The 12,070-nt window shown below is 70.7% G+C and carries 11 protein-coding genes and 1 tRNA gene; 3 read left to right on the top strand and 9 right to left on the bottom strand.

Features of this window, described 5'->3' with window-relative positions; translation table 11 throughout:
* From ACY35P_RS08855 to hisS, 9 genes are all read right to left on the bottom strand, one after another.
* Positions 1 to 343 (bottom strand): 1-(5-phosphoribosyl)-5-[(5-phosphoribosylamino)methylideneamino]imidazole-4-carboxamide isomerase (locus tag ACY35P_RS08855; protein ID WP_462115466.1); only part of this gene is annotated, 343 nt, incomplete at its 3' end.
* Entirely contained in the window at positions 340 to 936 is a 597-nt protein-coding gene (hisH, locus tag ACY35P_RS08850) for an imidazole glycerol phosphate synthase subunit HisH (protein ID WP_462115465.1), read from the bottom strand. The genes hisH and ACY35P_RS08855, both read right to left, overlap by 4 nt.
* Positions 936 to 2,063, bottom strand: coding sequence for a bifunctional histidinol-phosphatase/imidazoleglycerol-phosphate dehydratase HisB (gene hisB, locus ACY35P_RS08845; protein WP_462115464.1), 1,128 nt, complete (start codon positions 2,061 to 2,063; stop codon positions 936 to 938). Before hisB ends, hisH begins: the two co-directional genes overlap by 1 nt.
* On the bottom strand, positions 2,060 to 3,139 hold the full coding sequence (gene hisC / locus ACY35P_RS08840; RefSeq protein WP_462115463.1) for a histidinol-phosphate transaminase: 1,080 nt from the start codon (positions 3,137 to 3,139) through the stop codon (positions 2,060 to 2,062). Before hisC ends, hisB begins: the two co-directional genes overlap by 4 nt.
* Positions 3,136 to 4,434 (bottom strand): histidinol dehydrogenase, encoded by a 1,299-nt coding sequence (hisD, locus tag ACY35P_RS08835; protein ID WP_462115462.1) that lies wholly within the window; start codon positions 4,432 to 4,434, stop codon positions 3,136 to 3,138. The genes hisC and hisD overlap by 4 nt, the downstream gene beginning before the upstream one ends.
* Positions 4,431 to 5,339 (bottom strand): ATP phosphoribosyltransferase, encoded by a 909-nt coding sequence (gene hisG / locus ACY35P_RS08830; protein WP_462115461.1) that lies wholly within the window; start codon positions 5,337 to 5,339, stop codon positions 4,431 to 4,433. The genes hisD and hisG overlap by 4 nt, the downstream gene beginning before the upstream one ends.
* Complete coding sequence (locus ACY35P_RS08825) at positions 5,336 to 5,662, bottom strand: YerC/YecD family TrpR-related protein (RefSeq protein ID WP_462115460.1); 327 nt, start codon at positions 5,660 to 5,662, stop codon at positions 5,336 to 5,338. The genes hisG and ACY35P_RS08825 overlap by 4 nt, the downstream gene beginning before the upstream one ends.
* Positions 5,663 to 5,857: 195 nt before the next feature.
* Positions 5,858 to 7,774 carry an HAL/PAL/TAL family ammonia-lyase gene (locus ACY35P_RS08820; protein ID WP_462115459.1) on the bottom strand — a complete coding sequence of 639 codons (1,917 nt, stop codon included), beginning with the start codon at positions 7,772 to 7,774 and terminating at the stop codon, positions 5,858 to 5,860.
* The gene (hisS, locus tag ACY35P_RS08815; protein WP_462115458.1) at positions 7,771 to 9,150 is read right to left on the bottom strand and encodes a histidine--tRNA ligase; all 1,380 of its coding nucleotides are present in this window, start codon (positions 9,148 to 9,150) and stop codon (positions 7,771 to 7,773) included. The genes ACY35P_RS08820 and hisS overlap by 4 nt, the downstream gene beginning before the upstream one ends.
* A gap of 121 nt (positions 9,151 to 9,271) precedes the next feature.
* Between hisS and ACY35P_RS08810 the strand changes: the two genes are divergently transcribed.
* The 3 genes from ACY35P_RS08810 to ACY35P_RS08800 all read left to right on the top strand — a co-directional run bounded on the left by ACY35P_RS08810 (position 9,272) and on the right by ACY35P_RS08800 (position 12,062).
* Positions 9,272 to 9,348 (top strand) — tRNA-Pro (locus tag ACY35P_RS08810).
* A gap of 93 nt (positions 9,349 to 9,441) precedes the next feature.
* Entirely contained in the window at positions 9,442 to 9,762 is a 321-nt protein-coding gene (locus ACY35P_RS08805) for a hypothetical protein (protein WP_462115457.1), read from the top strand.
* Positions 9,763 to 9,980: 218 nt separating this feature from the next.
* Positions 9,981 to 12,062 (top strand): tetratricopeptide repeat protein, encoded by a 2,082-nt coding sequence (locus ACY35P_RS08800; RefSeq protein WP_462115456.1) that lies wholly within the window; start codon positions 9,981 to 9,983, stop codon positions 12,060 to 12,062.
* Positions 12,063 to 12,070 lie beyond the last annotated feature (8 nt).

The raw sequence follows: 12,070 nt of genomic DNA, 5'->3' as shown, positions 1-12,070 counted from the left end.
AGCGCGCCGGCCCCGATGAGGCCGAGGACAACCAGACCGGCGATCGCGAAGAGCGCCCAGCGGAGAAGTCGACATCGGCCTCGGAGCGCACGCCACCGCCGGTCTGCACGCGCAACCCGGTCGCCTCGCGGATGCGGGCGAGCAGCGCACCGATGGAGTACCCGCCATCGCGCGCGGCGTCGAGGTCGACGAGGTGCAACCACCGCGCACCAGCCGCGGCGTAGCGCTCGGCGACCGCGAGCGGATCGTCGGAATAGCGCGTCTCCTGCGCGTAATCGCCCTGGCGCAATCGCACGACGCGACCTTCGCGCACGTCGATCGCGGGATAAACGGTGAAACTCATGCGGGCACCTTCAGGAAATTCTCGAGCAGTCGCGCACCGGCGGTCGCCGAGCGCTCGGGGTGGAACTGCGCGCCCATGAGGTTGCCGCGGCGGACGACGGCCGCGAAGCGCTCGCCATGGGTGCAGGCCGCGAGAGTGTCGTCGCTCACCGGCGCCGCATAGCCGTGCACGAAGTAGGCGCTGTCGCCGGGCGCGAGGCGCCCGAGCAGCGCGTCGTCGCGAAGCGGCTCGAGCGTGTTCCACCCCATGTGCGGCACGCGAAGGCCGGGCCCGCCCGCGAGGCGGCGCACGCGGCCCGGCAGGAGGCCCAGGCACTCGGTAGCGCCTTCCTCGGAGGACTCGAACAGCAGCTGCATGCCGAGGCAGACGCCCAGGAGGGGTTGGCGGAGGCCGCGCACCACGTCGACCAGCCCGAGCTCGCGCAGCCGCGCCATGCCGGTGGCCGCGGCGCCTACGCCGGGCAGCACGACACGGTCCGCCGCCGCGATTTCGCCGGCGTCGGCGCTGAAGCGCGCGGCCACGCCCAAGCGCTCGAACGCGTAGCGGACCGATCCGATGTTGGCGCCGCCGGCGTCGATGAGCACGACGTCCATCAGAGCGCGCCCTTCGTCGACGGAAGCTCGCGGCCTTCGCGCGCGATGGCCTGCCGCAGCGCACGCGCCACCGCCTTGAAGCAGGCCTCGACCTTGTGGTGGTCGTTGTCGCCGCGCACGCGCAGGTGCAGGTTGAGGCCCGCGGTCTCGCACAGCGAGCGGAAGACGTGCGGGACCAGCTCGGTGGGCAGGTCGCCGACACGCTCGCGGCGGAACTCGCCGTCGAAGACGAAATACGGACGGCCGGAGAAATCGAGGGCGACGCTGGCCAGCGCCTCGTCCATCGGCAGGCTGAAACCGAACCGCGACGTGCCCTCCGGCGCATCGGCGGCGTCGATCGTGTCGAAGCCGTAGCGGCCGATCCCGCGCTTGTCGCCGAGCGCCGAGCGCAGCGCCTGGCCCAGCGCGAGCGCGCAGTCCTCGATGGTGTGGTGCTCGTCGATGTGCAGGTCGCCCTCGCAGGTCAGCGACAGCGCGAAGCCCCCGTGCTTGCCGAGCTGTTCCAGCATGTGGTCGTAGAAGCCGAGCCCGGTGCGCACGTGCGGCTCGGCCACGCGATCGAGGTCCACGTCGACGACGATGCGGGTCTCCTTCGTGCTGCGCTCCACGTGCGCGACGCGCGGGGCATCGGCGAGCGCGTGCGCGATCCCGGCCCAGTCCCACGTGCCGCCGAACTGCGGCGTGCGCAGCTGGAACGCGCGGATGTCGAGGTTCTCGGCGAACTGCACGTCGGTGGGGCGGTCGCCGACCATCGCCGAGCGCGACCAGTCGATCGAGCGATCCTTGAGGTACGGCATCACCAGGCCGAGCTGCGGCTTGCGCGTGGGCGCGTTGTCGGAGGGGAAGCTTGTATCGATCAGGACGTCGCGGAAGACGATGCCCTGGCTTTCGAACACCTGCATCATCAGCTGATGCGGGCCGTCGAAGGTCTCCTGCGGATACGCCTCCGTGCCGAGGCCGTCCTGGTTCGACACGATCACGAAGTCGTAGCCGGCGTCGCGCAGGCGCAGCATCGCGGGGATCACGCCCTCGACGAAACGCAGCTTGGCGTAGCTGTCGATCTGGAAGTTCTCGGGCTCTTCGATCAGCGTGCCGTCGCGATCGACGAAGAGGATCGGACGGCTCATGCGGCCTCCTCGGTCGCGGCAAGCACCGCGATCACGCGGTCGTTCTCGTCCGGCGCCCCGACCGTGATGCGCAGCCCGTCGCCGAGGCCCGGCTGCGCACGCACGTCGCGCACCACGACGCCGGCGTCGAGCAGGCGGTCGAACGCGGCCTGCGGATCGTCGAAGCGCACCAGCAGGAAATTCGCGTCCGACGGATAGACGGCACGGACGCCCGGCGCCGCGGTCAGCGCGGTGGCCAGGCGCGAGCGCTCACGCACCAGCACCTCGACGTTGCCCTTGGTGCGCTCCAGCGCAGCGGCGGAGAGCGCCTGCAGCGCGACGTCGATGCAGGGCACCGGAAGCGGGTACGGGGCCTGGCAGCGGCGAAGCACCGCAATGAGTCCCGCGTCGCCGATCGCCACCCCGAGGCGCACGCCGGCCAGCGCATGCGCCTTCGACAGCGTGCGCAGCACGACGATGTTCGACTGGCTCTCGATCAGCCCGAGGGCCGACGGCAGGCCGGCGAATTCCTGGTACGCCTCGTCCACCACGACGACCGCGCGGCCGTCGAGCCGCTTCGCGAGGCGGACCACGTCGTCCAGCGGAACGACGCCCCCGGTGGGATTGCCCGGCGAGCACAGGAAGACCAGGCGCGCGCCCGCCGATTCCGCCGCGTTGCCGACCGCGTCGATGTCGCACCGGAACGCCCGGCCGGTGTCGGCCAGCGGCGCCTCGACCACCCGGACGCCGTGCAGGCGGGCACTCACGGCATACATGCCGAACGTGGGCGGCGTGACCACGATGGCGCCCTGCCCCGGCATGCACAGCGCACGCACGAGCAGGTCGATCGCCTCGTCGCTGCCGCGGCCCGCGAGCAGCTGCTCGGGCCGGCAGCCGTACAGATCGGCGAGTGCGCGGCGCAACGGCTCGGGCTGGGGGTCGGGATAGCGACGCGACGCGCCCGCGCCATCCGCCACGTTGCCCCACGGCGACTCGTTGGCGTTGAGCCAGACTTCGCCCTGCAAGCGATCACTGCGGGCGGAGCGGTACCCGCCGAAATCGCGAAGGTCGGGACGCACGAGATCGAGCAGGCTCATGCGATCGCCTCCAGCCGGATGGACACCGCACGCCCGTGCGCGCCCAGCCCTTCGGCGGAGGCGAGCTCGACGGCGCAGGGACCGATCGCGGCAATGCCGTCGCGGCTCACTTCCTGCACGGTGATCGACGTCTGGAAGCTCGCCACCGACAAGCCGCCCGTGAAGCGCGCGGCGCCACCGGTGGGCAGCACGTGGTTGGTGCCGCTGCAGTAGTCGCCGAGCGCTTCGGGCGCCCAGTCGCCGAGGAAGATCGAACCCGCCGCCTCGATGCGCGGCAGCCAGCGGCGCGGCTCGCGCAGCGCGAGGATCAGGTGCTCCGGCGCGTACGCATTGCTGACGTCGAACGCGGCGTCCAGCGTGTCGACGCGGATCAGGCGCGAGGACGCGAGTGCGCGGCGCGCGATGTCGGCGCGCGGCAGCGTGGCGAGCTGGCGTTCGATCTCGACGGCGACCGCATCGAGCAATGCCGCATCGTCGCTCACCAGCAGTACCTGAGAGTCGCCGCCGTGCTCCGCCTGCGACAGCAGGTCGGACGCGACGAACGCCGCGTTCGCGCCACCGTCCGCGATGACGAGGACTTCGGACGGGCCGGCCGGCATGTCGATCGCCGCGCCGCCGTCGGTCATCGAGACCTGGCGCTTGGCTTCGGTGACCCAGCCGTTGCCCGGTCCGAAGAGCTTGTCGCACTTGGGGATGGAGCCCGTGCCGAACGCCATCGCGGCGATCGCCTGCACACCGCCGACGGCGAACACGCGCCTGATGCCGCAGGCGCGCGCCGCGTACAGCACCGCGGGATCGGCCGTGCCGTCCGCACGCGGCGGCGTGCACAGCACGGTTTCGGGGCAGCCGGCGAGCGCGGCGGGCACGCCGAGCATCAATGCCGTGGACGGCAGCGGCGCGGAGCCCGCCGGCACGTACAGGCCGACGCGTCGGATCGGCCGAAGCATGCGTTCGCAGCGCACGCCCGGCGCGGTATCGACGACGACCGGTGCGGCCATCGTCGCCTCGTGGAAGGCGCGGATCCGCCCGGCGGCCTCGTCGATCGCGCGCTTGAGCGCGGCGGGCAGCACTGCATTGGCCTCGCAGAAGGCGGTGCCGTCGACCTCGAAACGCGCGAGTTCGACGCCGTCGAAGCGCGAGGTCAGCGCGCGAACCGCCGCGTCGCCGTGCGCGCGAACCTCGGCGATCAGCGTCGCGACGCCCGCCGTGACCTCCTCCGCTACACGCTGCGCGGGGCGCCGCAGCAGCTCGGCGCGCGCGTCCGCGTCCAGCGCGGACCAGTCCACCGTCCTCATGCCAGCATGCTCTCGACGGGCAGCACCATCAGCCCCTGCGCACCTGCGCGCTTGAGGTCCTCGAGGCGTTGCCAGGTCAGTCGGCCGTGGCAAAGCGCCTGCAGTGCGAGGCGGTCGACGCCATCCACCTGCAGCACCGTCGGCGCCTCGGCATCGGGCAGCAGCGGCAGCAGGCCCGGGATCGCCTTCCGCTCGGCCTGGAACATCAGCAGCCGGCTGTGGCGGGTGCGCAGCGCGCCGTCGAGGCGGCGCAGAAGCAGTTCGGCCAGCAACGCGCGCTCGCCTTCGAATTCGGACGCCGGTCCGGCGAGCACCGCCTCGCTCTCGAGCAGCGTCGCCACCGGCTTGAGCTGGTTGGCCGCGAGCGTCGCACCGCTCGACACGAGGTCGCAGACGAGGTCGGCCTGCCCGAGCCGGGGCGCGATCTCGACCGAGCCCGACAGCGTCACCACGTCGGCATCAAGGCCTTCGCTGTCGAGCCACTGGCGCAGCAGCGCCGGATAGCTCGTCGCGATGCGGGTGCCGGCCAGCTGCGCCGGGCCGGTCCACGACCAGCCGTCGGGCACCGCGAGCGCGAGGCGGCAGCCGCCGAAGCCGAGCGCGCGCAGTTCGCGGAACGCATCGGGTGCGCCACCGCGGCGACGCTCGCAGTCCTGCTCCTGCAGCACGTTGCGCCCGACGATGCCGAGGTCGCAGACCCCATCGGCGATGAGGCCCGGGATGTCGTCGTCGCGCACGAGCAGTAGATCGATCGGCAGCGCCTCGCCGTAGCAGAACAGGCGGTCGCGGCTCTCGCGCCAGCTCAGCCCGCAGGAGCCCAGCAACGCGCGCGCGGGGTCGGCCAGGCGGCCGGATTTCTGGATCGCGATGCGCAGGCGGTCGCGGGGTTCGACGGAGACGGTCATGAAAGTTCTTTCCGGGGTTTGCGGGCGACGCGACGGGCCGCGGCGCGGTAGCCGCCGGCGCCGTGCTCGAGGGTTCGGGCGACGCGGCCGATGGTGGTGACGCTGACCTTCGTCTCGTCGTGGATCTCGCGGTAGGGCACGCGATCCATCAGGTACGGCACGACACGCCAGCGGTCGGCCATCGCCTCGAGCTCGGCGGGCGTGCACAGGTCTTCCAGGAAGGCCAGGACGTCCGACGGATCGCGCAATGCCGCGAAGGCATCGGCGAGCACCTCGAGGGACAGCTGCTTTTCGGCATCGTCGAGCGGCGGTCGGCGTTTCATGGGCGGTCGCCATGTATTAACGTGCTAATACGTTAAAGCGGCGGACGCGGGCGGTCAAGCGTCGACCGGCCCGGCCGTTCAGACCTGCGGCGTGGAGGCCGCGGGTTGCAGCGGGTTGCGCGGTCGGGTGGACGGCCCCAAAAAAAACGGGCCGGATTCGATCCGGCCCGTCGGGTCACGCGGGAGCTGGCGCCGTCAGCCGGCGGAGACGCCCCGGTGCACCGCCTCGCGCGCCGCAGCGAGCACGCGGCCTTCCTGCACCAGGCGCACCGCGGCCCGGACGTCCCCGTCCATCGCGCGGTCGAAGCCCATGAACGGGATCGTTTCGCGCACCACGGCATGCGCCGCGCCGACCGCGGCGCCGGGACGGAACTCGTCCGCACCGGCCAGCTCGTCGCGCAGGCCGGATACCTCGCTCATGAAGGGATCGAACGCCTCGTGCGTCGGCGCGGGCGCGCCCGCGACCTTGGCGGCCAGCTCCTCCGCCGGGCACGCCCGCGCCAGCGCGCGCGCGGCGTTGATCATGTCGCGGCGCAGGTCGAGCGCCTGCGCCGCGGTGTACAGCTCGAGCCCCAGCACCTTGCCGAGGTCGTCGGCCATGGCGAGCACGTGGCGCGCCTCGTTGGCGCCCATGGAGACATGGTCCTCGGCGTTCGCGCTGGTGGGGATGGAGTAGACGGACGTGGGCATCGCGCGGCTGGCGAGGTCGTTGACGATCGCGGCGGCCGTGTACTGCACGATCATGAAGCCCGATTCGGTGGCGTCCTCGTTGCCGATGAGGAAGCCCGGCAGGCCGTCGTTGGTCGCGGGATCGAGCAGCTTGTTCAGTCGGCGCTCGGAGATGCTCGCCAGCACCGGGATGGCGGCCTTCACGTAGCTCATCGCCAGCGCGAGCGGCATGCCGTGGAAGTGACCGGCGGAGACGACCTGCTCCTCGACGTGCTCGGCCTGCGCGTCGGGGAAGATGATCGGGTTGTCGGTCAGCGAATTCAGTTCGATGTCGAGCACGCGCGCGGCCTGCGCGAGGGCATCGCGCACGGCCCCGTGCACCTGCGGCACGCAACGCAGCGAATAGCTGTCCTGCGGCTGGTGCTTCTTGCCCCCCCGGAAAGGACGGAAGCGCGTGTAGAACTTCTCGCGGCCGTGGCGCTGCGTCAGCGGCACCCAGTCCCAGCCGATGTCGAAACGCAGCTCGCGCGCTTCCTCGGTCGTCCAGCAGTCGGGCAGCCACGGTCGGAAGCGCGGCACGAGGTGGTAGGGAATGTCGGCGAGCGTCGAGCCGTCGAGCAACTGGCGAAGATGCGCGGCCACTTGCACCTGGCCGGGATGCGGACGCAGGTCGTGCACTTCGGGCTTGAACGCACCGAGCCGGCCGGCGAAGGCATCGATCGTCATCGCCGCGGCCAGGTCCGCCGTGTCGGCGAGCTCTTCGAGTTTCGCGAGCGCGAGCACGCCGGTGGCGAGCATCTGCGCGGTGCCGTTGTTGAGGGCAAGGCCTTCCTTGTAGGACAGCACGACGGGCTGCAGTCCGGCGCGGGCGAGCGCCTCGGCGCCCGGCAGGCGCTCGCCACCGAGGAAGGCTTCGCCACCGCCGAGCAGGACGATCGCGAGGTGCGACAGCGGCGCGAGGTCGCCGCTCGCGCCGACCGAGCCGAGCTGCGGCACCACCGGCACAATGCCGGCGTTGAGCATCGACGCCAGCGCGCGCAGCGTTTCCACGCGGATGCCGGAATGACCGCGCATCAGCGTGTTGATGCGGATGCACAGCATCGCGCGCACGACTTCGGGTGCGAACGGCTCGCCGACGCACACCGCATGCGTGACGATCAGGTTGCGCTGCAGTTCCGCGTGCAGCGACTCGTGCGGATTGTCGGCGTCCGCGCCGGCGCCGTTGCGGAGGCGGTACGAGCCCAGCAGGCGATCGGCATTGCTGCCGAAACCGGTGGAAACACCGTAGATCGGCTCCTCGCGACGCACCTGCTCGGCGAGGAAGTCCGCGGCCCGTGCGACGGCGGGCAGCCGCGCCTCGTCGAGTTCGACCGGCGCGCCATACGCGACCGCGAGCACCTGCGCACGCGTCAGCGAACGGCCGTCCAGATGCACCGGCTTCATGCGCGCACCAGCGGCTGCGCCAGCTCGACGCGCAGCGTCGATGCGAGCTCTGCACGCGCGACCTGGAACTGGTCCTCGCGCCGAAGATCCTTGACGGTGACGGTGTTGGCGGCGATCTCGTCCTCGCCCATCACCACCACGAAGCGGATGCCCGCGCGGTCGGCGTAGCGGAACTGCTTCGCGATCTTCGACGCCTCCATCACCACTTCCGTATTGAAGCCGGCGTGGCGCAGTTCGGCGGCAACGGCGAGGCACTGCGGCAGGTGCGCGGCGTCCATCTGGGTCACCAGCACCTGCACGGTGCTGTCGGCCGGACCCAGCAGGCCCGCCTCGCGCAGCTGCCAGAACAGCCGCGTCAGGCCGATGGAGATGCCGACGCCGGGCAGCTTGGACTTGGTGTAGTGGCTCGCGAGGTTCTCGTAGCGGCCGCCCGAGCAGATCGAGCCGATCTGCGGATAGTCGTTGAGCGTGGTCTCGTAGACCGTCCCGGTGTAGTAATCGAGGCCGCGCGCGATCGACAGGTTCAGCGCGTACGCGGTCTCCGGCACACCCATCGCACGCACGAGCTCCAGCACCTCGCGCAACTCGGCAATGCCCTGCGTAAGCGCCTCGTTGCCCTCGCCCGCGCCCAGCCGGCCGAGCACGGCGATCGCATCCGCATGCGAGGTCGACCGCACTTCCACGAATTCGAGGATGCGGGACACGGCGTCGGGCGACAGCGCGAATCCCTCGCCCGTCAGCGTTTCGCGCACGTACTCCGCACCGCGCTTGTCGAGCTTGTCGACCTCGCGCAGCACGAGCGCCTGCACCTGCGGGTCGACCACACCCTGCTGCTCGAAGAAGCCCCGCATCAGCTTGCGGTTGTTGAGCTGGATGGTGAACGCACCGATGTCCAGCTCGGAGAAGACCGCATGGATCGCAGCCGGCAGCTCCGCGTCGAAGCGCACGCTCAGCGCGTCCTTGCCGATCACGTCGATGTCGCACTGGTAGAACTCGCGGAAGCGGCCGCGCTGCTGGCGCTCGCCGCGGTAGACGCGCTGCATCTGGTAGCGACGGAACGGGAACGCGAGGTCGTGCTCGTGCTCGGCGACGTAACGCGCAAGCGGCACCGTGAGGTCGAAGCGCAGCGCCATCTCCGGCAGGCCCTCGCCCGCCTTCTCCAGCGCGCCCGTGGACTGGACGAAATAGACCTGGCGCTCCGTTTCGCCGCCGGACTTGGTCAGCAGCACGTCGGACAGCTCCATCACCGGCGTCTCCACCGGCAGGAAACCGAAACGCTCGAAATTGCGGCGGATGACGTCGAGCATCCGCTGGAAGGCGATCTGGTCGGGCGGCAGGAGTTCGAGCACTCCGGCCGGCGTGCGTGGCTTGATCAAGCGGATTCCCCGGGGGGCGGATCGATCCTCACAGTTTAGCGGCGGCGCATGCCTCGGCCTTCCTCGATTCACAGCCCCTTGTCGCGGCGCTCACGTGCCCGTAGAATTCGCGGCCTCCCGTCGGGGTGTAGCTCAGCCTGGTAGAGCGCTACGTTCGGGACGTAGAAGTCGCAGGTTCGAATCCTGTCTCCCCGACCAATATCCAGCGCGAAAGCCGGCCCTGTGCCGGCTTTTTCGTTTCCGGCCTCCGGTTTCACCGGTCCGCCAAGCCCGGCCTGTCAGGCTCGGGCCATGACCACCGAACCGCCCCCGCAGGACCCGATCGAAGCCCTCGAGAGCGAGGTCGCCTTCCTGAAGGACCAGATGTCGCTGCTCGCGCAGTACCTCGCGATCATGATCGGCCGCGCGCAGGTCAACGACTGCATGCTCTCCGCGCTGATCCTGTCGCACCCGGACCGGGAATCGCTGAATTCGATCTGGCGACAGTCGTCCGCCGCGGTCATTCCGAACGTGATCGTCCGCGGGCCGTCGCCCTGGGATTCGGAGATCGCCGACACCGCGAAGCAGCGGGTCGAGCACCTCAACGAACTCGCGGATCCCGACGCGAGCTGAGGCGCGCCGCCCGTCGGGGGTGCGGAACCAAACTGCCGAGCCCTACCCCGTACTGCCGGTTCCGGCCAGTGCGGGCGACCCGCGTTGTCCGCTCGACGGACAAACGCCGCAAAAATTGTGATGCGGTTCTCCGTTTATCGCACGTTGTCTTCACATGGGCACGGGAAGACTCCCGGCACGGCATTCAGCCACCATTTCGACAACTTCCGGATTCCGACGTGCGTCCACTTCGTTACAGCGCCCTGGCGCTCCTGCTGCCCCTGGTATGGACGCCCGGGATGGCACAGGAGGCTCCGCCCCCCGCGGCGGCCGCCGCAGCCGCCCGCCTGCCCGCCGTCACCGGGCGCGAGGTCCGCGACCGCCTGCTTGCCGACGCCGAGGCCGCCCGCAAGGCCGAGCGCTTCACGGAAGCCCTCGCGATCTACGGGCACCTCCTCGCCGCCGACCCGCGCGACGACGTCGCCTACCGCATGCAGGCGATCACCCTCGCCGACCTCGGTGCCGCCTACCGCGCGGATGAACTGCGCGCCCGCTGGCCCGCGGCCTTCGCCGATTTCCAGCGCGACCGCATCCAGGGCGACCGGGTCGCCCGTGCGATCGGCTGGGGCATGGCGTATCCGGAGAACGCGGACGATCCGAACGCCGAGTTGCGCCGCGCCTACGACGCACTGCGCGAGCTGCAGACGCACACCGACCGCACGCAGTGGGAGAAGACCCGCCTGCGCATGGACTCGCTGACGCTGCTGAACGCACTCGGCCGCTATCAGGAAACCATCGACGAGTACGAAGCGCTCAAGCGCGAAGGCGTCGACCTGCCGGCGTATGCGCACGGGCCGGCGGGCGATTCCTACCTCGCGCTGCGTCGTCCCGCGGAGGCCCAGGCCGCGCTCGAGCGCGCGGTACAGCTCAATCCGTCCGACGTCGACACGCGCATCCTGCTTGCCTACGCGCTCCTGGAACAGGAACGTTTCGACGTCGCGCTGCCGATGCTCGAGAAACTCGTCGAGTCGCAGCCCGCGTGGATCGAGCGCGCAGGCGCCGAATTCGACCAGGCCAACTGGCGCCGGTACCGCGCCGAGATGACCTACGCCCAGATGATCTCGTTCGCGGACGACAATGCCCGCGCGCAGACGATCATCGAGCGCCTCGTGCGCACGGGCCCGAACCGCGCGCCGACGCAGGCGGCGATGGGCGCGCTCGAATACCGCCGCGGCCATCCCACCGCCGCGCTCGAACGCTACGACATGGCGCTGACCCTCGACCCGCGCGCGCGCGACGCCGAGATCGGACGCGTCTCCGCGCTGTTCGAACTCGGGCGGATCGACGAGGCGCTGGACGCGAACGACCGTGTCCAGGCCCGCTATCCGGAGAACTTGCATGCGCAGCGCCTGCAGAACGAAGTCTGGCTGCGCATGGGCCCGATCGGTCGCATCGGCTGGGTGCGCGGCCGCAACGAGGCCGACAGCGCCGCGGGCTCGCAGTTCGGTATCGAGGACCACCGTTTCAACTTCGAGACCTGGACGCCGCTACTCGACCACCATTGGCGCGTCGGCATCGTCGGCGACACGGTGGACGCGCACTTCCGCCCGGACACGCTCCGCTACCGCCGTATCGGCGGCGCGGTGGACTACCGCTACGGGCGACTCGGCCTCCGCGCCTCGGCCTACGAGGTCGAGGAGCCGCGCAAGGACAATGCCTGGACCTTCGATGCGAGCTGGATGCTCAACGACGCCTGGACGTTGCGTGCGCAGGTGGCCGACAACGACGTCGACACCTCGCTGCAGGCGCGGCGCGCGGGCTTCAAGGCGGACTCGGTGTCGGTCGGCACCTCATGGCGGCCGAGCGATCTCGGCGCGATCGACATGCGCCTCAAGCACCTGCGGTACAGCGACGGCAACGAGCGCGACCAGCTCTCCGCGTTCGGTCGCTGGCGTCTGTACACCGCGCCGCACCTGAGCATCGAAGGCCTCGGCTCGCTGTGGCTGAGCCGCGGTTCGCGGGACGACGCGCCGTACTTCAATCCGGCGCAGGACGCGATGGTCACCGCCGGGTTGCGCTTCAACCACCTCATCTGGCGCCGCTACGACGCCTACCTGCGGCAGCGGCTCGACATCGAGGCGGGCCCGTACTGGCAGGAGGGCTATGGCACGCACTGGGTGCCGTCCGTGGCCTATCGCCAGGAATGGCGACCGGCGCAAGGGCACACCTTCACGTACGGCGTGTCGTGGGCACGGCCGGTGTACGACGGCGGCCGCGAACGCCGCCTGGCTTTCGAAGCGGCCTACCGCTGGGGGTTCTGATGCGATCG

It is taken from the genome of Lysobacter xanthus (assembly GCF_047159895.1).
Note: the sequence above shows the minus strand (reverse complement) of the source record. Positions and strands in the feature narration are given on the sequence as shown.

Coding starts and splice junctions, on each gene's coding strand:
- hisH (WP_462115465.1), bottom strand. CDS start 936: ATGGACGTCGTGCTCATCGACGCCGGCGGCGCCAACATCGGATCGGTC.
- hisB (WP_462115464.1), bottom strand. CDS start 2,063: ATGAGCCGTCCGATCCTCTTCGTCGATCGCGACGGCACGCTGATCGAA.
- hisC (WP_462115463.1), bottom strand. CDS start 3,139: ATGAGCCTGCTCGATCTCGTGCGTCCCGACCTTCGCGATTTCGGCGGG.
- hisD (WP_462115462.1), bottom strand. CDS start 4,434: ATGAGGACGGTGGACTGGTCCGCGCTGGACGCGGACGCGCGCGCCGAG.
- hisG (WP_462115461.1), bottom strand. CDS start 5,339: ATGACCGTCTCCGTCGAACCCCGCGACCGCCTGCGCATCGCGATCCAG.
- ACY35P_RS08825 (WP_462115460.1), bottom strand. CDS start 5,662: ATGAAACGCCGACCGCCGCTCGACGATGCCGAAAAGCAGCTGTCCCTC.
- ACY35P_RS08820 (WP_462115459.1), bottom strand. CDS start 7,774: ATGAAGCCGGTGCATCTGGACGGCCGTTCGCTGACGCGTGCGCAGGTG.
- ACY35P_RS08805 (WP_462115457.1), top strand. CDS start 9,442: ATGACCACCGAACCGCCCCCGCAGGACCCGATCGAAGCCCTCGAGAGC.